Origin of the sequence: Caballeronia glathei (genome assembly GCF_000698595.1) — a bacterium.
Lineage (GTDB): Bacteria > Pseudomonadota > Gammaproteobacteria > Burkholderiales > Burkholderiaceae > Caballeronia > Caballeronia glathei.
On the sequence record NZ_JFHC01000068.1, the window covers coordinates 23240 to 43677 of the forward strand.

Sequence of the window (20438 nt, forward strand, 5' to 3'; positions counted from 1 at the left end):
GGCGGACAGACAATAGCGTCTTCGGCATGGCGTCGCCGGGCGCGGCACCGAACGGCACGTCGCTTGCTGGAAACCAGATTGCTGCGCGCCTCGCCCGCCGGCGCTTGCCGCCTGCCGGCACGCCCATGTTTGGAATACGGAATATTCAGTCGAGCGATCGAATGCGGCGTCCGACGCCGCTGGAAAGCACGCGGGAAATACCGCGTATAGCCGGCACACTGATTCCGCAACGGGCCGGATAATGCCCCAACACGCGCCGCGAGAGCGCGGTGGCCTCGCTTCATACGATGAATACGGGTGGCAATCGACAGACCGATACCAAAAATCGCAGGTCAAATCAGGAGGCTCGAATGGAGACGCAGGCAAAGAATCGCACCGATTTGCAGAAGTCCACGCTGGCAATCGTTCTCGCTGGCGGGCGCGGCACCCGGCTCGGGCCGCTCACCGACAAGCGGGTCAAGCCCGCGGTCCATTTCGGCGGCAAATACCGGATCATCGACTTCGCATTGTCGAACTGCCTGAATTCCGGCATCCGGCGCATCGCCGTGGTGACGCAGTACAAGGCGCACTCGCTCTTGCGCCACCTGCAGCGCGGCTGGGGCTTCCTGCGCGGCGAATTCAACGAGTTCATCGACATCTGGCCGGCGCAGCAGCGCGTCGATTCGAGCTGGTATCGCGGCACTGCCGACGCCGTGTTCCAGAACCTCGACATCATCCGTTCGATCGCGCCGGAATTCATCGTCGTGCTGGCGGGCGACCACATCTACAAGATGGACTACACGCGCATGGTGCTCGATCACGTCGAGAGCGGCGCGGACTGCACGGTCGGCTGCATCGAGGTGCCGCGCATGGAGGCGGTGGCGTTCGGCGTGATGCACGTCGACGAAGAGCGCCGCGTCACCGCTTTCCTCGAAAAGCCCGCCGATCCGCCCGCGATGCCCGGCAAGCCGGACATCGCGCTCGCGAGCATGGGCATCTACGTGTTCAGCGCGAAGTACCTGTTCCAGCTGCTCGAGGAGAACATCGCGGCGTCGAACACGGATCACGACTTCGGCAAGGACATCATTCCGCGCGTGGTGACGAGCGGGCGGGCGATCGCGCATCCGTTCGGCATGTCGTGCGTGACGTCCGACAGCGATCCCAACGCGCCCGCGTACTGGCGCGACGTCGGCACGGTCGACGCCTACTGGGCGGCCAACCTCGACCTCGCGTCGACCATTCCGGAACTCGACCTCTACGACCGCAAGTGGCCGATCTGGACCAACCAGGAGCAGTTGCCGCCGGGCAAGTTCGTGCGCGACCTGAACGGCCAGCAGGGCGCCATCACCAATCTGCTGGTGTGCGGCGGCTGCGTGATATCGGGCTCGCAGGTGTCGAAGTCGGTGTTCTCGTCCGCGGTACGGGTGCATTCGTTCTGTAACATCAACGATGCAGTATTGTTGCCGCAGGTGACGATCGGGCCGTCGTGCCGGTTGCAGCGCGTGGTGATCGACCGCGGCTGCACGGTGCCGGAAGGGCTCGTGATCGGCGAGGACCCCGAGTACGACGCCGAGCGCTTCTTCCGCACCGAGAACGGCATCACGCTCGTCACGCAGGACGCGTTGCGGCGGCTGTCCGAGCGCTAGCCTTCGCGCCATACCGACAAAAATAATCGACGGGAGCGCCGATGACCGTTTGCGTGCTGCATGTCGCAGCTGAGATGTATCCGTTGCTGAAAACCGGCGGACTCGCCGACGTCGTGGGCGCGTTGCCGCCCGCGCAATCGCAGCTCGGCACGGATGCGCGGGTGCTCCTGCCGGGATTTCCCGCCGTGCTGGGCGGCCTCGCGGATCTGGAACCCGTGGCCGACCTGGGCGCCGTGTTCGGCGCGGGCGCCGTGCGGCTCGAGCGCGGCGTGCTCGCGCCGCACGGCGTCGTGGTGTACGTCGTGCGCGCCGATGCGTTCTACGACCGGCCGGGCAATCCGTATCTGGACGCGTCGCACCATCCCTACGCCGACAACGACCGCCGTTTCGCGCTCCTCGGCTGGGCGGCGGCGCGCATCGCGACGGGCGCCGATCCCGGCTGGACGCCGCACATCGTGCACGCGCACGACTGGCACGCCGGTCTCGCGCCCGCGTACCTGCGCGCGTTCGAGCGGCAGAGCGGCAGGCCGCGCGTGCCGTCGGTGATGACAGTGCACAACCTTGCGTATCAGGGCACGTTCGCGGCGGAGCACTTCGGCGTGCTGCAACTGCCGCACGACTTCTATTCGATCGATGGCGTCGAGTTCTACGGACACGTGTCGTTCCTGAAGGCGGGGCTGTTCTACGCCGAGCGCATCACCACGGTGAGTCCCACCTACGCGCGGGAAATCCAGACGCAGGCGCAGGGCGCGGGCCTCCACGGGCTCCTGCAGACGCGTTCGCACGACATCAGCGGCATTCTGAACGGCGTCGACTATGCGATCTGGAATCCGTCGGCGGATACGACGATCGACACGCGCTACACGGCGGCGAAGCCCGCCGGCAAGGCGAAATGCAAGGCTGCGCTGCAGGAGCGCATGGGCCTTGCGAAGAGCGACGACGCGCTGCTGTTCGGCGTCGTGAGCCGGCTGACGGAGCAGAAGGGGCTGGATCTGCTGCTGTCGTCGATTCCGGACATCGTGCAGCGCGGCGGGCAACTGGCCGTGCTCGGCACCGGCGACCCGGCGCTCGAAACCGGCATGAAGAACGCGGCGGCCGCGCACCCGGGTGCGGTCGCGGTGGAGCTGGGGTTCGACGAAACGCTGTCGCACGCGATCATCGCGGGCAGCGACATCGTGATGGTGCCGTCGCGCTTCGAGCCGTGCGGGCTCACGCAGCTCTATGCGCTCGCGTACGGGTCGCTGCCGCTCGTGCATCGCGTGGGCGGCCTCGCGGACACGGTCGTGGATGCGTCGCTCGAAAATCTCGCGGATCAGCTGGCGACCGGTTGCGTTTTCGAGACGTTCGATCGCGACGGCATCGTCGCGGCGATCCGTCGGGCGTTCGCGCTGAGATCGCGCCGCACGGACTGGAAGGCGGTCGTGCGGCGGGCGATGACGCAGAACTTCGGCTGGGAAGCGGCGGCGTTGCGGTATGGGGAGGTCTACGGGGACATCGTGCGGAGGTAGGGAGGGCGGCCGGGCCGACTACGCACGGTTGCGGTTTCGGAATTGACTCGTTTCGGCCCTGGGGGGAATAAGTATGATCATTTCCCTTCGGGCGGGATTCGAGTCGCGGCGCCCAAAAACGCCATCCCGGCGTGAGGTCACCGTATGCGTTCGTTAGCGGCTCGTGTTTCTGAAAGGGAATATGACCGCTTTATTGACCCACTATGGCGGACGCCGCTACACGATGGACCTCGCGAGCTGCTATCGCATCGGCTCGCTCTTCAATCCCGATCCCGAAAGGAAAGCGGCCGCTGACGCGGGCCGCAAGATGCTCGACGCGGTTTATCCGGACGTGTGGGAGCGAAATGCCGAACTGGTTGATCGCGTCGAGCACTTTTTGATCGCCTCGTTCCCGCACTTTCGCAAAGGCAACGCGCACCATACGCTCGATGCGCTGCGTCGAGCAGTCTGGAAAGGTGAGGTGTTCATTGTCGAGCGCGAACCCGAGTTTTGCGGCGGCTACGTCGCGCCGCACGTGCGAAAGCAGTCAGGCTTCCGGGGCGTGGACAACGATGACGAAGTACCATTTGAAAAAGAGCCCTGGCCCGAAGTGCCCGACACGTCAGCGGCCGATTGGGACATTTGGCACGACGCAAACAATCAGGCCATGATGCACGCGGCGGTTCGCGGCGCGCCTGCGTTGTTTCTTCCCATGTTCGCCAAAGCGGGATGGATCAGCCGCTACGGTGTGCCTGACTTGTCGGAAGGCTTTGCGCGGGCAGAATCAACGCCGCTTGGCGATGCGGAAGGCTTCGAGTTGGGCGAGAGCACGCTATCAGACGACGTCATGGATATGGCGGCGCGCGGCGTCAGCGAAGCGGAAGAGGCGGAATGCGACGCGCAATATGCTTTCGACATGGCTGAATGCCAAGCTGCGAAGGCCTTGTTCGGCGGCGACATGCGGACCTACTTGTTCTGCAAGCAACGAGCCTTTGAACACTACCAACGTTGTCGAGGATATTGAGCATGGCAGCTTATGAGCCAGTATGTATCACCTACTATGACGCCGACACGCAGACGATGCGCAACTGCACGGTATTGCGGTCGCATGTTCAGGCGGCAATCGATCGTGCTTCGGGGATCAGCGTGCCTCCTGACGCCGAGGCGTTCTCGGAGGCGCCAATCAAAGATGAGGACGCGCGGAAATTGGGCGGGATGATCTATATGATCCTTGCGGCAAGCTATCCGGAGCTGCGCGCACGCCTACAGATCACGACCGACAGCCCCATGGACTGACTGCTCGCCAATCCAGCGCCCGACCAGGCGTCAATCAAGCGAAAGCCGCACCGCAAAGGCCGCGAGCGCCCCCGAAAACGCCCACCGCTGCACGACCTGCGCCCGCGGATGAACGCGCAGCCATCCCGAAATCCTGACCGCCCCCACGGCGAGCGTCACATCGAACGCCACCCCGAACGCCACGAGCACCACGCCGAGTTCGACCATCTGCGACCAGGCCGCGCCCGCTTCCGGATGCACGAACTGCGGCAGCAGCACGGAACAGACAAGCAGTGCCTTCGGATTCAGGATGCTGCTCAGCACGCCCTTGAGAGCGGCGGTGCGCAGCGTGAAGTCGGAGGCGTTGTGCGTGCCGTCGCCGAGACCGAACGAAGGCGAACGGAAAATCTGCACCGCCACGTAGCCGAGATAAAGCGCGCCCGCGATCCGTATGCCTTCATAGAGCCACGGCGCGCTGCGCAGCAGGGCGGCGACGCCGAGCGCCGAGAGCGTGACATGCGTTGCGCGCGCGAATGCGAGACCGCCGGCCGTCGCGAACCCGTGTTTCAGGCCGCGCGTCGCGCTCGTCTGCAGCACGAGCGCCATGTCCGGCCCGGGAAGCGCATACACGACGGCGAGCGTGCCGACGAACATTGCGAGCAGATGAAGCGAAACCATGATGACCTCCGTTCAGAAGACTCCATGTTGCCGCCGATCGACGAGCGTTTTCTGGCATATTGAGCTATCCGGAACGCCATTCATGGCGGAAAGCGCTAAAAATCAAAGAAAGCAGGAGGAAACCATCGTGAGCGACCTCGACAAGATCGACCGCGCGATTCTGGCCGCCATCCAGCTGGACGGCCGCATCCCGGTGGCGAAGCTCGCCGAGCGCGTCGGCCTGAGCGAGACGCCGTGCGCCCGGCGCCTGAAGCGGCTGGAAAGCGACGGCTACATCGAGGGCTATCGCGCGGTGCTGTCGAGAAAGGCGCTCGACCTCGGCGTGATCGCGTTCGCGCAGGTGCGTTTCAGCATCCACGACCGGACGCTGTCCGACCGTTTCGAGCGCGAAATCCAGGGCATCGCGCGCATTGTGTCGTGCCACAACATCTCGGGCAGCGCGGACTATCTGCTGCAGGTCGCGGCGCGCGATCTCGACGAGTACGGCATCTTCATGCGCGACGTGCTGCGCGCGCTGCCCGGCGTGACGGCCGTCGAATCGATGCTGTCGCTGCGCGAGGTCAAGCGCGACACCGGCCTGCCGCTGCTCTAGCCGATATCGACGACGATCTTGCCCCGCGCCGGGCCCGACGTCAGCGCTTCGTGCGCGGCCCCGGCCGTGGCGAGGTCGAACCGGCGCGGATCGATGAGCGGCGTGATGAGGCCGCGCTCGGCGAGCTTCGTTGCCTCGCGCAATATCTCGCCGTGGTGCGCGCGATACCGGCCCGTCAGCAGCGCGGCGAGCGTGAAGACGCCCGAGTAGGTGGCCTCGCGAAACGACAGCGGCGCGAGTGCGTGCGTGCCCCAGCCGAGCGCGCTCACCACGTGGCCGAACTGCTTCACCGCCGCGAACGACGCGTCGAGCGCCGCTCCGCCCACCGTATCCACGACGAGATCGAAGCCTTCGCCGCGCGTGTGCTTCGCCACGTACTGCTCGACCGGCGTGGCACGGTCGATCGGCGTCGCGCCGAAGCGCTCGATCGTCGCGGCGTCGCGTGCGCTGGCGGTCGCGAACACCTCGCCGCCCAGTGCCCGCGCGAGTTGCACGGACACGTGCCCGACGCCGCCCGCGCCGCCCTGCACGAGCACCGTCTGGCCGGGCTGGAGCCGCGCCCGGTCGACGATCCCCATGTACGACGTGATGAACGCGAGCGGCAGCGCGGCGGCCTCGCGCATCGACAGGTTCGCGGGCTTCACGGCGAGCAGGTCGGCGTCGACCGAGGCGAACTGCGCGAGCGAGCCCTGCAGACCGCCGACGCCGCCCGTCATGCCGTACACCTCGTCGCCGGGGCGAAACGCGGTGACATCCGCGCCGACCGCTTCGACGACCCCGGCCAGGTCGATGCCGAGCACCGCCGGCAGCGGGTGCTTCGCGTGCGCAGCGGCGCCGGCGCGGATTTTCGTGTCGAGCGGATTGACGGCGCTTGCCTTGATGCGCACGAGCACTTCGCCGCGCGGCGGTGACGGGCGGGACAGCTCGACGAGTTCGAGCGGGCCGTTGTAGCGATTGAGCACCAGTGCCTTCATGATCGTTGCCTCGAAAGGAGATGACATGAGTGCATCTTCGACCATGCCGAATCGCATGTAAATCCACGATAATGAACGTCGATCAAACGTTTTTGCATGGGACGGTGATGGACTGGAGCGACATCCGCATTTTTCTCGCGATCGCCCGCACGGGCACGCTCGGGGCGGCGGCCCGGCAGACGGGCCAGACCCAGCCGACGATGGGCCGCCGCCTGCGCGCGCTCGAGCAGGCGGTCGGCCAGACGCTCTTTCAGCGCACGAGCGACGGCTTCGTGCTCACCGACGAAGGCACCGCCGTGCTCGCCTGCGCTGAGCGCATGGAGGACGAAGCGCTCGCCTTCGAGCGCGAACTGGCGGGGAAGGAACGGCATCTGACGGGGATGCTGCGGGTGTCGTCGTCGGACTGGTTCGGCATTCACGTGCTCACGCCTGCTTTCGCGGATTTCCTGCGCGCGAACGCGAAGGTCTCCATCGAACTGCTCACCGACGCCCGGCGCTACAACCTCGCGCGCCGCGAGGCCGATCTGGTGTTTCGCATCACGCCGTTCGACGAAGCCGATGTGATCCAGCGCCGGCTGATGCACATCGACTATGCGCTCTACGGCCTCCCGGGCGCGGCGCCGCCCCGCCCGGGCGACGGCGCCGGCACCGCGCTTGTCACGATGGACAGCGCGTTCGGCACCTTGCCCGACGTCGCGTGGCTGAGGCGCCTCTTGCCGAACGCGCACGTGGCGTTCGGCAGCAACAACCGCGGCGCGCAGGCGCGCATGTGCGCGGCGGGCGGCGGCCTCGCGGTGCTGCCGTGCCCGCTCGGCGACAGTACGCCGGGCATCGCGCGCATCGACCTGGGCGAAGCGCCGCCGGGCCGGGACGTCTGGCTCGGCTATCACCGCGACCTGCGCCGTCTCGCGCGGCTGCGGGCGCTGCTCGATTTCGTCATCGACCGGCTGGCGAACGTCTGATTGCTCGCCTTATTGTCTATACAAGAAGCCGCCTGACGCCGCGCGGCGCTTCTGTCATAGGGCGCACGCACGATCGGGAATTCCCTAATACACGCAAACTTGTATATACAAGAACATGCGCCTATCGACGTACGGCTGCTCGCGGCCGGCCAATCAACCTCAAGCGCAGGAGTTCTCCGTGGACCAATCTTCCCGTTTTCGCGATGTCGAGATCCGCGCGCCGCGCGGCACCACGCTCAATGCCAAAAGCTGGCTGACCGAAGCGCCGCTGCGCATGCTGATGAACAATCTCGACCCCGAAGTTGCCGAGAATCCGAAGGAACTGGTGGTGTACGGCGGCGTCGGCCGGGCGGCGCGCGACTGGGCGTGCTACGACAAGATCGTCGAGACGCTCAAGCGCCTCGAAGCCGACGAGACGCTGCTCGTGCAGTCGGGCAAGCCCGTCGGCGTGTTCAGGACGCACGAGAACGCGCCGCGCGTGCTGATCGCGAACTCGAACCTCGTGCCGCACTGGGCGAGCTGGGAGCACTTTAACGAACTCGACGCGAAGGGCCTCGCGATGTACGGCCAGATGACGGCCGGCAGCTGGATCTACATCGGCAGCCAGGGGATCGTGCAGGGCACGTACGAAACGTTCGTCGAAGCGGGGCGGCAGCACTACGGCGGCGACCTCAAGGGCCGCTGGGTGCTGACCGCGGGCCTCGGCGGCATGGGCGGCGCGCAGCCGCTCGCGGCGACCCTCGCGGGCGCGTGCTCGCTCAATGTCGAATGCCAGCAGAGCCGCATCGACTTTCGCCTGAAGACGCGCTACGTCGACGAACAGGCCGCCGACCTCGACGACGCCCTCGCGCGCATCGAGCGCTACACGTCCGAAGGCCGCGCCGTGTCGATCGCGCTGTGCGCCAACGCCGCCGACGTCCTGCCTGAACTGGTGCGCCGCGGCGTGCGCCCGGACATGGTCACCGACCAGACGAGCGCGCACGATCCGCTCAACGGCTATCTGCCGAAGGACTGGACGTGGGCGCAGTACCGCGACCGCGCGCAGAGCGACCCGGCGGGCACCGTGAAGGCCGCGAAGCAGTCGATGGCCGTGCACGTGCGGGCGATGCTCGCGTTCCAGCAGGCGGGCGTCCCGACCTTCGACTACGGCAACAACATCCGCCAGATGGCGAAGGAAGAGGGCGTGCAGAACGCGTTCGACTTCCCCGGTTTCGTGCCCGCGTACATCCGGCCGCTCTTTTGCCGCGGCGTCGGGCCGTTCCGCTGGGCGGCGCTTTCGGGCGATCCGCAAGACATCTACAAGACGGACGCGAAGGTCAAGGAACTGATCCCCGACGACGCCCATCTGCACCGCTGGCTCGACATGGCGCGCGAGCGCATCAGCTTCCAGGGCCTGCCCGCGCGGATATGCTGGGTCGGGCTCGGCCAGCGCGCGAAGCTCGGCCTCGCGTTCAACGAGATGGTGCGCTCGGGAGAATTGTCGGCGCCTGTCGTGATCGGCCGCGACCACCTCGATTCCGGCTCGGTCGCGAGCCCGAACCGCGAGACGGAGTCGATGCAGGACGGCTCTGACGCCGTCTCCGACTGGCCGCTTCTCAACGCGCTCCTGAACACCGCGAGCGGCGCGACGTGGGTGTCGATTCACCACGGCGGCGGCGTCGGCATGGGCTTCTCGCAGCATGCGGGCGTCGTGATCGTCTGCGACGGCACCGACGAGGCCGCCGCGCGCATCGCCCGCGTGCTGCACAACGATCCGGCCACGGGCGTGATGCGCCACGCGGACGCCGGCTACGACATCGCGATCGAATGCGCGCGCGAGAAGGGGCTCGATCTGCCGATGATCGGCGGCGCGGCACCGAAGCGCTGAACCACGGGCGAACCGCCGATGAAACGACTCTGGCAGAACTGTCACGCCGCCACGATGAAGGGCGGCCGGTATTCGATCGTCGAGGACGCGGCGATCGTGACCGAAGGCGGGCGCATCGCGTGGATCGGGCCGCGCGGCGAGATGCCGCCGCAAGGCGCGCACGAAACGACGGATCTCGAAGGCGCCTGGGTCACGCCCGGCTTCATCGATTGCCACACGCATCTCGTGTTCGGCGGCGATCGCAGCGGCGAATTCGAGCAGCGCCTCGAAGGCGTGAGCTACGCCGAGATCGCGGCGGGCGGCGGCGGGATCGCGAGCACGGTGCGCGCGACGCGCGAAGCGAGCGAGGACGCGCTCTTCGCGAGCGCAAAGGCACGCGCGCAGGGTTTGCTGCGCGAAGGCGTGACGACCCTCGAGGTGAAATCGGGCTACGGCCTCGACCTCGAGAACGAGCGCAAGATGCTGAAGGTGGCGCGGCGCCTTTCCGCACAGTTGCCGCTCACCGTGCGCGCCACGTGCCTCGCGGCCCACGCGCTGCCGCCGGAGTTCGCGAACCGCGCGGACGACTACATCGATTACGTGTGCGCTCAGATGCTGCCGGCGCTTGGCCGGGAGGGCCTCGTCGATGCCGTCGATGCCTTCTGCGAGCATCTCGCGTTCTCGCCCGCGCAGGTCGAGCGCGTGTTCCAGGCGGCGCGCGAACTCGGCCTGCCGGTGAAGCTGCACGCGGAGCAGTTGTCGTCGCTGCATGGATCGAGTCTGGCGGCGCGCTATGGAGCGCTCTCGGCGGATCATCTCGAATACATGACCGACGACGACGCCGCCGCGATGGCGCAATCGGGCACGGTCGCCGTGCTGCTGCCAGGCGCGTTCTACATGTTGCGCGAGACGCAGTTGCCGCCGCTCGATGCGCTGCGCCGCCACGGCGTGCCGGTCGCGCTCGCGAGCGACCTGAACCCGGGCACGTCGCCCGCGCTCTCGGTGCGGCTGATGCTGAACATGGGCTGCACGCTCTTTCGCATGACGCCGGAGGAGGCGCTCGCGGGTGTCACGATCCACGCGGCGCGCGCGCTCGGGCTCGACGAAACGCATGGATCGCTCGAGGCGGGCAAGGCGGCGGATTTCGTCGCGTGGCGGATCGGCCGGCCGGCCGAACTGGCCTACTGGCTCGGCGGCGCGCTGCCGAACCGGGTGGTGCGCAGCGGGGACGAAGTCCGCGTTTGAAGCGGTTCAGGTTAAAAAAAGCCTCGTCCGGAGCCGAGTGGTTCCGGACGAGGCTTTTTGTTGCCGTCGCGTGACGGCAGTGGGACCGCAGTGGGACGGCAGTGTGACGGCGGGGCTGAGAACGCCCGGCGATCACGCCATCAGTCGATCAGGCGCGCCGCTTCGTGAAGAGACCCCACAGGACCAGCAGCACGATGGCGCCGATCACGGACGCGATCCACCCCACCGGCTGCCCCGGGTGATACCAGCCGAGCGCGCGGCCCACGTAGCCCGCGATCAGCGAGCCGGCCATGCCGAGCACGATGGTCATGATCCAGCCCATCTTGTCGTCGCCCGGTTTGACCGCTCGCGCGATGAGCCCGACAACCAGTCCGACGATCAAAGTCCCGATGAATGCAAGCATGCGGTTGCTCCTTTCAGAGTTTGGCTGCCCGGGGGCGTCCCGGTAGATGCAAAGTAGCACGGCAGCCGGGGTTTGGGTATGGATGCGGATGCAGGGTCCGTGCCCGCAGCCGCCGCGCTTGCCGCCGCATCGTCCGGTCGGCCGATCCTTCGATGCCCGGACGATGCCGCGTGGACGCGCAGGGTAGAATTCGCGGCTCGGATGCGCAACCGCTTTGCGCCTGACCGATGGCTTCCTGCACCGAATTCAACTAAATATGACCGATTCCGAACTCGACCCGTCCGCCGAAGCCGTCCACGAAGACCGCCTGTGGCGCGACGACGGCTGGACCGCACGTGTGATCAAGAACGAGGACGACGACGGCTGGGCCGTCGAGATGATCAAGGATGGCGAGGCGGAGCCCGCGCTCGTCGGCCCGTGGACGATGGGCCGCGACAAGAAGAACCCGAAGCCGCTCGACGCGGCGGCGTTCCGCACGCTCGTCAAGACGGCGTCGGAAGTGCTGCGCCGCCATGAGCAGCAGCGCCACGCCATGCTGCACAAGAACATCACGGTGAACGTGCGCGGCGAAGACGTGACGGTCACGCTCGACATCGTTCCCGACGAGGACGATCCCTACGCCGATCTCAAGGCCTTCGATCCGTTCGGGGCGCAGCTCGCGCAGGCGCGCGTGTCGGCGGGGTTCAAGCTGAGCCACGCGAGCGCGCAGGCCTGGGTGGAAGGCGACTTCCAGCGGCCCGGCTAATACACGGCCGGCACGCCTTCGGGACGATGCTTGAACCGCCGGTGCACCCAGTAGTACTGGTCCGGAAAGCGCAGCACCTGGGTTTCCAGGAACGCGTTCATGCGGCGGGCGTCGACGGTGTCGTCCTCCGAGGGGAAATCGGCGAGCGGCTCGAAAATCGTCATCTTGTAGCCCTGATAGTCGGGCAGCACTTCGGTGACGAACGGCACGACACGCGCCCCGCCGAGCCGCGCGAGCCGTGACACCGACGTCAGCGTGCAGGCCGGCACCCCGAAGAACGGCACGAACACCGAGTTTTCGACGCCGTGATCCATGTCGGCCGCGAGCATCACCGATTTGCCCGCGCGCAGCAGCTTGAGCACCTTGCGGGCGCTGTCGGAGCGCTTGATCATGTCGGCGCCGAAACGGCCGCGCTGCGACCTCGCGAGTGCGCACATGCGCGCATCGGACATCGGCGTGTAGAGCGAGGCGATCGGCAGCTTCATCGAATAGAGCATGCAGCCCACCTCGATGGCGACGAAGTGAAAGCCCATGAAGATGGTGGGCGGCGCATTCGGGTCGTCGAGATCGATGCGGCTTTCGAGCTGCACCAGCTGTTCGATGTCGCGCGCCGAGCCGAACCACTGCACGCCGCGCTCGACATAGCTGCGCACCACGTGGCGGAAATGGGCGCGGCCGAGTTGTTCGTACTCGCTTTCGGTGCGGCCGGGAAAGCACAGCCTCAGGTTCACGAGGACGATTCGCCGGCGGCGGCTGGGAATGGCGTAGAGACACGCGCCGAGCAGGGCGCCGAAGCGCGCGACGAGGCCGTAAGGGAGAACGGCGAACATGCGCAGCAGGGCCACGAGGAACGCAAAGCCGATTCTGTTCAAATGAGTTCCTTGAGGTCAGGCGCGGCGGGGGCGCTCTGGAATCGCGGAAGTGCGAAGGTGCGGAAACGGGCTTCGTCGAATTGGCGCGGGCCAGACGGAGAAGGGCGAGGCGTGACGGATGACATGCGGCGGGATCAGAATGGCGCCGCGGAAGGCGACATGATCTCACATTGCGCGGGAATGCCGGAGAAGATGGCTTGAAACGGGCCGTTTGAAGCGTTCCGGTCGCGCGCTTGCCCGAGCTTGCCGCGACCCGCGATAATCAGAACCGCGCCGCCCGACGCGGCCCGAACGGAGAATTCGCCATGCACTACCTGCTCATGTACGACCTTTGCTCCGACTACCTCGAACGCCGCGTCGCGTTCCGCGACGCCCATCTCACGCTCGCCTGGGAGGCGGTCGAGCGTGGCGAGATCGTGCTCGCCGGCGCGCTCGACGAGCCCGTCGACCGCGCGATGCTGCTGTTTCACACCGATTCGCCCGCCGCGGCCGAATCGTTCGCGCGCAACGATCCGTATGTGATCAACGGGCTCGTCACGCACTGGGAAGTGCGCCGGTGGAACACCGTCGTCGGCGCGACGGCGGCCAATCCGGTGCGGTGAGGCGGCTCAGCCCTCGTCGGCGGTCTGCGCCTCTTCGTTCTCGCCGCGCGCATCAGATGCACGCGACGCCCGGGGCGCACGCGGCGCGGCGCCGAGCGGGCGCCGCGCGGCGCCATACAGCTTCGTCAGCGCGTCTTCCATCTGCTGCGAGCGCTCGAACAGGTCTGCGAGCCAGTCGACGAACACGCTCACACGCGGCGTCGCCTGCCGGGTCTTGAGGAACGCCACTGATACCTTCATCGGCATCGACTTCCACTGCGGCAGCACCTCGCGCAACTGGCCCGAGCGCAGATACGGCAGCGCGGCGATGCGCGGCGGCTGGATCAGGCCGAGCCCCTGCACGCCGCATGCGAGATAGGCGTGCTCGTTCGTCACCTGCACGAAGCCGGGCATCTTCACGGTCACTGTCTTGCCGTTCACTTCGAAATCGAAGTCGACGGGCCGCCCCGTGCGGTCCGACACGCAATTGACGGCGACGTGGCCCGCGAGGTCGTCGAGGGTCGCGGGCGTGCCGTGCTCCTCCAGATACGCGGGGCTCGCGCACGTCACGTGCTCGAAGCTGCCGAGCCGCCGCGCGATCAGGCCCGAATCGGGCAATTCGCCCAACTGCACGCTGCAGTCCACCCCTTCGCCGACCAGATCGACGGCCCGGTTGCTGATGCCGATCGACAGGTCGATGTGCGGATAGCGTGCATGAAAGTCCGGCAGCGCCGGCACGACGACCGACGTCGCGACGGTGTCCGGCATCTCGACGCGCAGCCGTCCGCGCAGGCGGTCCTCGCCCGTGTGAAAGCCGGATTCCAGCTCGTCGATGTCGGCGAGAATCCGGGCGCAGCGCTCGTAGTAGGCGGCGCCGTCGACGGTCAGGTTCAGGCGCCGGGTGGTGCGGGCGAGCAACTGCACGCCGACGAGCGCTTCGAGTTGTTGAATGGTCGTGGAGACGCTTGCGCGCGGCAGGCCAAGCGACTCGGCGGCGCGCGAAAAACTGTTCGTATCGACGACACGCGTAAAGACGCGCATCGCATGGACGCGATCGATCACGTGAGTTTCCTGTCCGGTGATGAATGAATACGGATGTGACGGGCCGCCGCCGTTCGCGAGGTGCGAGGCGTCGACGGTCGCCGGCGATGGTCACATCCTAAGCACCGGGACGCCTCGCGTGAATACACAAAAGTCGCAGATTATTGCCTAGTTCTGTCGTGGGTCGCGGCAGCCGCGCGGCCGCCGCGCGCTCTCACGCGGCGATCGCCACCACCGAGGGCGTGAGCAGCACCGGAATCGACTTCGAGGTCGGCGTGCCGGCGCCGTCCGCCACCGACTCGAGCGGCACGAGCGGATTCGTCTCCGGATAGTACGCGCCGAGGCAGCCGCGCGGGATGTCGTATTCGACGAGCAGGAACCCGTCCACGCGGCGCTTCACGCCGTCGTCCCACACGCTCGTGATGTCCACGCGCTCGCCCGCGGCGAAGCCGAGCATCGCGAGATCCTCCTTGTTCGCGAACAGCACGCGCCGCTGGCCGTACACGCCGCGATAGCGGTCATCCAGCCCGTAGATCGTCGTGTTGTACTGGTCGTGGGAGCGCGTCGTCATGAGCGTCATCAGGCGCTCGCCGTGCCGGGCGCGGGCGCGGTGGATCGGCGTGTCGAGTGAAATCGGGTTGACGAGAAACTGCGCCTTGCCGCTTTCCGTCTTCCAGATCCGCTCGCGCGACGCGACGCCCAGATGGAAGCCGCCCGGGTGCCTGAGCCGCTCGTTGTAGTCCTCGAAGCCTTCGATCACCTGCGCGATGCCGTCGCGGATCAGCGCGTAGTCGTTCGCGTGCGCGAGCCAGTCCACCTTCTCGCTGCCGAGCGTCGCGTGCGCCATGCGCGCGACGATCGCGATCTCCGAGAGCAGGTTCGGCGACGCCGGCTTGTTCATGCCGTACGAGATGTGCACCATGCTCATCGAATCCTCGACGCTCACGCCCTGCGCGATGCCGTTCTGCAGGTCGATCTCGGTGCGCCCGAGCGTCGGCAGGATCAGCGCGTCGCGGCCGTGCACGAGGTGGCTGCGGTTGAGCTTCGTCGTGATGTGCACGGTCAGGTCGCACGAGCGCATCGCTTCCCAGGTGCGCGGCGTGTCGGGCGTCGCGATCGAGAAATTGCCACCCAGGCCGATGAACACCTTGACGCGGCCGTCGAGCATCGCCTGGATCGTGTTCACGACGTCGAGCCCGTGCTCGCGCGGCGGCTCGAAGCGATAGACCTCGCCGAGCCGGTCGAGAAACGCCTGCGACGGCTGCTCCTCGATGCCGACCGTGCGGTCGCCCTGCACGTTCGAATGCCCGCGCACCGGACAGAGCCCCGCGCCGCGCCGGCCGATATTGCCGCGCATCATCATCAGGTTCGACAGCAGCTGCACGGTCGGCACGGAGTTCTTGTGCTGCGTGAGGCCCATGCCCCAGGTGGCGATCACGGCGCGGCCCTTCGCGTAGACATCGGCGAGTTGCAGCACGTCCGCGCGCGGCACGCCGGATTCCTCGACGATCGTCTCCCAGCTTTCCTCGCGCAGGTCGGCGGCGAACGCGTCGAACCCGACCGTGTGCCCGGCGATGAAGTCCACGTCCAGCACGCGCTCCAGGCCGGCGGCCGCGGCCGCGTCGTCCAGTTCGATCACGCGCTTCGCGACGCCCTTCAGCAGCGCGAAATCCCCGCCGACCTTCGGGCGGATGAAGAGCGAACTGATCTGGGTGCTGCCCATCGTCAGCATTTCGACGGGATGCTGCGGGCTTGCGAAACGCTCCAGCCCGCGCTCCTTGAGCGGATTGATCGAGACGATCGTGGCGCCGCGCCTGGCGCACTCGCGCAGCTCGCCGAGCATACGCGGATGGTTGGTCGCGGGATTCTGGCCGAAGATGAGCAGGGTGTCGGCGTGCTCGAAGTCGTCGAGCGTGACGGTGCCCTTGCCGACGCCGACCGTATGCGGCAGGCCGCGGCTCGTCGCCTCGTGGCACATGTTCGAGCAGTCGGGGAAATTGTTCGTACCGTACATGCGCACGAAGAGCTGATACAGGAACGCGGCCTCGTTGCTCGCGCGGCCCGAGGTGTAGAAGGCGGCGCGGTCGGGGTCGCCGAGCGATTGCAGGTGGCGCGCGATCAGCCCGAACGCCTGGTCCCAGTCGATCGGCACGTAGCGGTCGCTGTTGGCGTCGTAGACGAGCGGATCGGTCAGCCGGCCGTGCTGCTCGAGCTCGAAATCGGACTGCGCCATCAGGTCGGAGACCTTGTGCTGCTCGAAGAACTCGGGCGTCACGCGCTTGCTGGTTGCCTCGGCGGCCACGGCCTTCACGCCGTTTTCGCAGAATTCGAACGTCGACGCGTGTTCGCGATCGGGCCACGCGCAGCCGGGGCAGTCGAAGCCGTCCGGCTGGTTCTGCGAGAGCAGCGTGCGATAGTTGCCGCCCGTCACCTTTTCCTTGATGAGGTTGATCGCGACATATTTGAGCGCGCCCCAGCCTGCGGCCGGATGCGTGTACGGTTCGATGCGTGCTTCTGGTTTCTTCATGACCCTGAGTGCCGAGAACAGGCGATTGCGCCGATGGACTCAAGGCTACTGTGTTCCAAAACCGGCGCGGCACACAGAAAAGGCGAAAATCGAGGGATACAGTTGTTGATATTTGTCATAGACTCCGGTCATTCCACTTGCGATACGTTGCGTCTTCCGCCTCTTGAACCTCTACGAAAAACTCGCCGATGAAATCGAGGAAGCCGTGCGGCGCGGCGTGTTCGCGCCCGGCGAGCGGATCGCCTCGGTGCGCCAGGCGAGCCAGCATCACGGCGTGAGCATCAAGACGGTTCTGCACGCGTATGCGCTGCTGGAGAGCCGCGGCGTGGTCGAAACGCGGCCGCAGTCGGGCTATTTCGTGCGCGAGAGCGCCGCGCCCCGCGCCGCGCGCAAGACGGCGCTGGCGGGCGCGGTGGCGTCGGAAGTGGACGTGAGCCGGCTCGTGCTCTCCACGCTGCGCAGCATCCGCGCGAACGACGCCGTGCCCTTCGGCTCGCCGTATCCCGATCCCTCGCTCTTTCCGTGGCGGCGCATCAACCAGTACGCGAACGCGATCGCGCGGCGCCATTCCAGCTGGAACCTGATCGACGACCTGCCGCCGGGCAACCCCGAACTGATCCGCCAGATCGCGCGGCGCTACGCGGAAAACGGCGTGCCGGTCGATCCGGACGAAATCATCATCACGGTCGGCGCGACCGAGGCGATCAACCTGAGCCTGCAGGCGGTCGCGAAGCCGGGCGACACGGTGGCCGTCGAGTCGCCCACGTACTACGCGATGCTCCACGCCATCGAGCGCCTCGGCATGCGCGCGATCGAAGTGCCGACGCATCCCGCCGATGGCATCGACATCGACGCGCTCGCGGAGATCATCGGCAGGCAGCCGGTGGCCGCCTGCATGGTGATGCCGAACTTCCAGAATCCGCTCGGCTTCCAGATGCCCGACGCGAGGAAGAAGCGCCTCGTCGAACTGCTCGCCGCGCATGGCATCCCGGTGATCGAAAACGACGTCTACCAGGAGCTGTATTTCGGCGACACGCCTGCCTCGACGCTCAAGAACTTCGACACGAACGGCCTCGTGCTGCACTGCGCGTCGTTTTCGAAGAGCCTGACGGCGTCGTACCGGATCGGCTGGGCGATGCCGGGGCGGTATCGCGCGCAGGTCGAGAAGCTCAAGTTCCTGAACACGCTGACGACGCCGTCCGTGCCGCAGGTCGCGGTCGCCGACTACCTGCGCCACGACGGCTACGACCGGCATCTGCGGCAGGTGCGCAAGGCATACCGCCAGCGGGCGCGCATCATGACCGCGATGGTGCAGCGGTTCTTCCCCGCGGGCACGCGCACGTCGGCGCCGCAGGGCGGCTACGTGCTGTGGGTGGAACTGCCCGAGCGCGTCGATTCGATGCGCCTCTATCAGGCGGCGCTCGCGCACGGCATCACCATCGGCCCGGGATACATGTTTTCGACGAAGAACGACTTCCGCCATTTCATCCGGCTGAACTACAGCTATGAGTGGACCGCGCAGACGGAAAGCGCCCTCAGGACGCTCGGCGAACTGGTGGCGCAGATGGCCTGAGGCCATGATTCGACGATCCGATGATCCGAAACAGGAGACACCGATGAACGACCAGATCGATCCCGCGCTCGCTGCGATCCTCTCGCAGCTGTGGCGCGCCGAGCACGAGACGCCCGGGCGCGCGTGGTCGCTCGCGAAGCTGTCGAAGCAGGCCGGCCTGCCGATGAGCGGCCTGCGCCGCCAGCTCACGGCGCTTGCCGATGCGGGAATCGTCGAGACGGCGTTCAGCGAGGAGGGAACCGGCACAGTCCGCCTGAGCGACGCGGGCCGCGGCCTGTGCGAGGAACTGTTCGGCGGCGCGGCGTCCGGTGGCGTGCTGCATTAGCCCTAAAATGGTGAATTCCGGGTAACCACTGGACGGGTCGGACGAAGTGGACATTCACGTCACGCTGCATGGCCGCCGCGATCTCACGGGGCAGATCTATCGGCAATTGCGCTCGGGCATCGTCGACGGGCGCCTTGCCGCCAACGCGCGCCTGCCTTCCACGCGCGATCTCGCCGCGCAACTGGGCGTGTCGAGAAAGACGACGCTCGACGTGTTCGAGCGGCTGATCGCCGAAGGCTTCCTGCATACGCGCGCCGGCGACGGCACGTTCGTCACCGCAGGGCTCGCGCGGCTGCCGTCGGCGCCGCCTGCGCCGTCGTCGGCACGGGCGCGCGCGGCCGGGGTCTGGCGCAGCATGCCGGCGCCGATGGCGATGCCGGTGGAGCGGCCCGGTCCTCCGCTCACGTTCGATTTCAAGGGCGGCGTGACCGATCGCGCGCTCTTTCCCCACGACGTCTGGCGGCGCTGCGTGAACCAGGCGCTGCGCACGCAGCAGCGCTCGGGCGGCGGCGTCGCGTCGTACCGGGACCCGGGCGGCGAGCAGGAGCTGCGCCTCGGCATCGCGCGCTATCTGGCGTTCAGCCGGGCGGTGGTGTGCAACTGGCAGGACGTCATCGTCACGCAGGGCGCGCAGCAGGCGCTCGACCTGATCGCGCGCGTCGTGCTCCAGCCGGGCGATGTCGCCGCGGTGGAGGAGCCGGGCTATCCGCCCGCGCGGGCGCTTTTCGCGGCGCTCGGCGCGAAGATCGCCCACGTGCCGGTGGACGGCGAGGGCCTGATCGTGCGCAAGCTGCCGCGCAACGCGCGGCTCGTCTACGTGACGCCGTCGCACCAGTTTCCGCTCGGCATGCCGATGAGCCTCGAGCGGCGTGTCGAACTGCTGGAGTGGGCGGAGCGCCGCGGCGCGGTGATCGTCGAGGACGACTACGACGGCGAATTCCGCTTCGAGGGGCGGCCGATGGAACCGCTCAAGAGCCTCGACCGCGCGGGGCTGGTGGCGTACGTCGGCACGTTCTCGAAAACGATCTTCCCGGACTTGCGGATCGGCTACGCGGTGCCGCCGGCGTCCCTGCGCGAGCCGCTCTGGCGGGCGAAGCAGGCCGGCGACTGGCACAGCTGCATGCTGACGCAGACGGCGCTTGGCACGTTCATGCTCGACGGCGAGTTCGCGAAGCACCTGCGACGCATGCACAAGGCGTATGCGCAGCGGCGCGAGGCGCTCACCGGCGGCCTCACGGGCGCGCTTGCCCGCTGGTTCGAACCGATGCCCGCGACGGCCGGCATCCACCTCGTCGCGCGGCTCGCGTCGCCGTGGCAGGAGGAAGCGGTCGTGAATGCGGCCCGCGACGCGTCGATCGGCCTGTATGGAATCGGCGCGTTCCACGCGGGCGAGCGGCGCGAGCAGGGCGTGCTGTTTGGTTATGGCGGCACGGATGTCGAGACGGTTCGCGGCGGTGTCGCCGCGCTCGCCGCGCTGATGCCGACGCTCAAGGCGTGAGCGGGGGGGGTGAATCAAACGGCTTGGGGGGCGAGGTCTGGGGCTTATGCTTCGGGGCCGAAGCTTCGGGTCTTGCCGTTCGGGCCTGAAGGCTCAAGGCCTAACGCCTAACGCCCAACTCTCAGGGCCTAACGCTCAAGGCCCAATGCCCAAGGCCCAAGGCCCAAGGCCCAAGGCCCAAGGCCCAAG

20 protein-coding genes are annotated in these 20438 nt (G+C 67.3%); 13 read left to right on the forward strand and 7 right to left on the reverse strand.

Annotated elements, in window-relative coordinates:
• Positions 1-350: 350 nt before the first annotated feature.
• The 4 genes from glgC (at position 351) to BG61_RS30605 (ending at position 4408) form a co-directional block, all read left to right on the forward strand.
• A complete protein-coding gene (gene glgC, locus BG61_RS30590; protein WP_035928123.1) occupies positions 351-1625 on the forward strand; it encodes a glucose-1-phosphate adenylyltransferase in 1275 nt (424 codons plus the stop codon).
• 41 nt (positions 1626-1666) lie between these two features.
• Positions 1667-3133 (forward strand): glycogen synthase GlgA, encoded by a 1467-nt coding sequence (gene glgA, locus BG61_RS30595; protein ID WP_035928125.1) that lies wholly within the window; start codon positions 1667-1669, stop codon positions 3131-3133.
• 181 nt (positions 3134-3314) lie between these two features.
• The gene (locus BG61_RS39460) at positions 3315-4136 is read left to right on the forward strand and encodes a hypothetical protein (protein ID WP_129572074.1); all 822 of its coding nucleotides are present in this window, start codon (positions 3315-3317) and stop codon (positions 4134-4136) included.
• Positions 4137-4138: 2 nt separating this feature from the next.
• Positions 4139-4408, forward strand: a complete 270-nt coding sequence (locus BG61_RS30605) for a hypothetical protein (protein ID WP_035928127.1) — start codon at positions 4139-4141, stop codon at positions 4406-4408.
• A gap of 30 nt (positions 4409-4438) precedes the next feature.
• Here BG61_RS30605 and BG61_RS30610 read toward each other — a convergent pair whose 3' ends face one another.
• Positions 4439-5065: a LysE family translocator gene (locus BG61_RS30610; RefSeq protein WP_035928130.1), complete on the reverse strand. Its 627-nt coding sequence runs from the start codon at positions 5063-5065 to the stop codon at positions 4439-4441.
• An 82-nt stretch (positions 5066-5147) separates the two neighbouring features.
• Here BG61_RS30610 and BG61_RS30615 point away from each other — a divergent pair, with 82 nt between their 5' ends.
• Positions 5148-5657 (forward strand): Lrp/AsnC family transcriptional regulator, encoded by a 510-nt coding sequence (locus BG61_RS30615; protein ID WP_370818048.1) that lies wholly within the window; start codon positions 5148-5150, stop codon positions 5655-5657.
• On the opposite strand, the gene BG61_RS30620 is transcribed toward BG61_RS30615, so the two are convergent.
• Positions 5654-6658, reverse strand: coding sequence for a zinc-dependent alcohol dehydrogenase family protein (locus tag BG61_RS30620; protein ID WP_169743327.1), 1005 nt, complete (start codon positions 6656-6658; stop codon positions 5654-5656). The two genes, BG61_RS30615 and BG61_RS30620, sit on opposite strands and share 4 nt — an antisense overlap.
• 80 nt (positions 6659-6738) lie before the next feature.
• Here BG61_RS30620 and BG61_RS30625 point away from each other — a divergent pair, with 80 nt between their 5' ends.
• The 3 genes from BG61_RS30625 to hutI all read left to right on the forward strand — a co-directional run bounded on the left by BG61_RS30625 (position 6739) and on the right by hutI (position 10684).
• Complete coding sequence (locus tag BG61_RS30625; protein ID WP_174479752.1) at positions 6739-7593, forward strand: LysR family transcriptional regulator; 855 nt, start codon at positions 6739-6741, stop codon at positions 7591-7593.
• Between the two features lie 178 nt (positions 7594-7771).
• A complete protein-coding gene (hutU, locus tag BG61_RS30630) occupies positions 7772-9460 on the forward strand; it encodes a urocanate hydratase (RefSeq protein ID WP_035928204.1) in 1689 nt (562 codons plus the stop codon).
• An 18-nt stretch (positions 9461-9478) separates the two neighbouring features.
• Positions 9479-10684, forward strand: coding sequence for an imidazolonepropionase (gene hutI, locus BG61_RS30635; RefSeq protein WP_035928134.1), 1206 nt, complete (start codon positions 9479-9481; stop codon positions 10682-10684).
• Positions 10685-10832: 148 nt separating this feature from the next.
• Here hutI and BG61_RS30640 read toward each other — a convergent pair whose 3' ends face one another.
• Positions 10833-11087, reverse strand: coding sequence for a GlsB/YeaQ/YmgE family stress response membrane protein (locus BG61_RS30640; protein ID WP_035928136.1), 255 nt, complete (start codon positions 11085-11087; stop codon positions 10833-10835).
• A gap of 256 nt (positions 11088-11343) precedes the next feature.
• On the opposite strand from BG61_RS30640, the gene BG61_RS30645 reads away from it, so the two are divergent.
• On the forward strand, positions 11344-11832 hold the full coding sequence (locus BG61_RS30645; RefSeq protein ID WP_035928138.1) for a hypothetical protein: 489 nt from the start codon (positions 11344-11346) through the stop codon (positions 11830-11832).
• Here the strand turns inward: BG61_RS30645 and BG61_RS30650 are convergent.
• Entirely contained in the window at positions 11829-12704 is an 876-nt protein-coding gene (locus BG61_RS30650; protein WP_035928140.1) for a lipid A biosynthesis lauroyl acyltransferase, read from the reverse strand. The genes BG61_RS30645 and BG61_RS30650 overlap by 4 nt on opposite strands.
• A 134-nt stretch (positions 12705-12838) precedes the next feature.
• On the reverse strand, positions 12839-13015 hold the full coding sequence (locus BG61_RS43005) for a hypothetical protein (protein ID WP_161783717.1): 177 nt from the start codon (positions 13013-13015) through the stop codon (positions 12839-12841).
• Here BG61_RS43005 and BG61_RS30655 point away from each other — a divergent pair.
• Positions 13010-13306: a YciI-like protein gene (locus BG61_RS30655; protein ID WP_035928143.1), complete on the forward strand. Its 297-nt coding sequence runs from the start codon at positions 13010-13012 to the stop codon at positions 13304-13306. The two genes, BG61_RS43005 and BG61_RS30655, sit on opposite strands and share 6 nt — an antisense overlap.
• Before the next feature lie 6 nt (positions 13307-13312).
• Here BG61_RS30655 and BG61_RS30660 read toward each other — a convergent pair whose 3' ends face one another.
• Together BG61_RS30660 and BG61_RS30665 are read right to left on the reverse strand one after the other, a co-directional pair.
• Complete coding sequence (locus BG61_RS30660; protein ID WP_370818049.1) at positions 13313-14344, reverse strand: LysR family transcriptional regulator; 1032 nt, start codon at positions 14342-14344, stop codon at positions 13313-13315.
• Between the two features lie 196 nt (positions 14345-14540).
• Positions 14541-16853, reverse strand: a complete 2313-nt coding sequence (locus BG61_RS30665) for an FdhF/YdeP family oxidoreductase (RefSeq protein ID WP_035928146.1) — start codon at positions 16851-16853, stop codon at positions 14541-14543.
• 163 nt (positions 16854-17016) lie between these two features.
• Here BG61_RS30665 and BG61_RS30670 point away from each other — a divergent pair, with 163 nt between their 5' ends.
• Genes BG61_RS30670 through pdxR form a run of 3 tightly spaced genes read left to right on the forward strand, consistent with a single transcriptional unit; the run spans position 17017 to position 20249 of the window.
• Entirely contained in the window at positions 17017-18426 is a 1410-nt protein-coding gene (locus tag BG61_RS30670; protein WP_035928150.1) for an aminotransferase-like domain-containing protein, read from the forward strand.
• A gap of 43 nt (positions 18427-18469) precedes the next feature.
• Positions 18470-18751 carry a helix-turn-helix domain-containing protein gene (locus tag BG61_RS30675; RefSeq protein ID WP_035928153.1) on the forward strand — a complete coding sequence of 94 codons (282 nt, stop codon included), beginning with the start codon at positions 18470-18472 and terminating at the stop codon, positions 18749-18751.
• Positions 18752-18797: 46 nt separating this feature from the next.
• The gene (gene pdxR / locus BG61_RS30680; protein ID WP_035928156.1) at positions 18798-20249 is read left to right on the forward strand and encodes a MocR-like pyridoxine biosynthesis transcription factor PdxR; all 1452 of its coding nucleotides are present in this window, start codon (positions 18798-18800) and stop codon (positions 20247-20249) included.
• The last annotated feature ends 189 nt before the right edge of the window (positions 20250-20438 follow it).

What these genes read in the sequence shown, in the direction of transcription:
- hutI (WP_035928134.1), top strand. Translation starts at nt 9,479, where the DNA reads ATGAAACGACTCTGGCAGAACTGTCACGCCGCCACGATGAAGGGCGGC.
- BG61_RS30665 (WP_035928146.1), bottom strand. Translation starts at nt 16,853, where the DNA reads ATGAAGAAACCAGAAGCACGCATCGAACCGTACACGCATCCGGCCGCA.
- BG61_RS30640 (WP_035928136.1), bottom strand. Translation starts at nt 11,087, where the DNA reads ATGCTTGCATTCATCGGGACTTTGATCGTCGGACTGGTTGTCGGGCTC.
- BG61_RS30675 (WP_035928153.1), top strand. Translation starts at nt 18,470, where the DNA reads ATGAACGACCAGATCGATCCCGCGCTCGCTGCGATCCTCTCGCAGCTG.
- BG61_RS30620 (WP_169743327.1), bottom strand. Translation starts at nt 6,658, where the DNA reads ATGTCATCTCCTTTCGAGGCAACGATCATGAAGGCACTGGTGCTCAAT.
- BG61_RS30610 (WP_035928130.1), bottom strand. Translation starts at nt 5,065, where the DNA reads ATGGTTTCGCTTCATCTGCTCGCAATGTTCGTCGGCACGCTCGCCGTC.
- BG61_RS30615 (WP_370818048.1), top strand. Translation starts at nt 5,148, where the DNA reads ATGGCGGAAAGCGCTAAAAATCAAAGAAAGCAGGAGGAAACCATCGTG.
- BG61_RS30655 (WP_035928143.1), top strand. Translation starts at nt 13,010, where the DNA reads ATGCACTACCTGCTCATGTACGACCTTTGCTCCGACTACCTCGAACGC.
- glgA (WP_035928125.1), top strand. Translation starts at nt 1,667, where the DNA reads ATGACCGTTTGCGTGCTGCATGTCGCAGCTGAGATGTATCCGTTGCTG.
- BG61_RS39460 (WP_129572074.1), top strand. Translation starts at nt 3,315, where the DNA reads ATGACCGCTTTATTGACCCACTATGGCGGACGCCGCTACACGATGGAC.
- BG61_RS30625 (WP_174479752.1), top strand. Translation starts at nt 6,739, where the DNA reads ATGGACTGGAGCGACATCCGCATTTTTCTCGCGATCGCCCGCACGGGC.
- BG61_RS30645 (WP_035928138.1), top strand. Translation starts at nt 11,344, where the DNA reads ATGACCGATTCCGAACTCGACCCGTCCGCCGAAGCCGTCCACGAAGAC.
- BG61_RS30605 (WP_035928127.1), top strand. Translation starts at nt 4,139, where the DNA reads ATGGCAGCTTATGAGCCAGTATGTATCACCTACTATGACGCCGACACG.
- glgC (WP_035928123.1), top strand. Translation starts at nt 351, where the DNA reads ATGGAGACGCAGGCAAAGAATCGCACCGATTTGCAGAAGTCCACGCTG.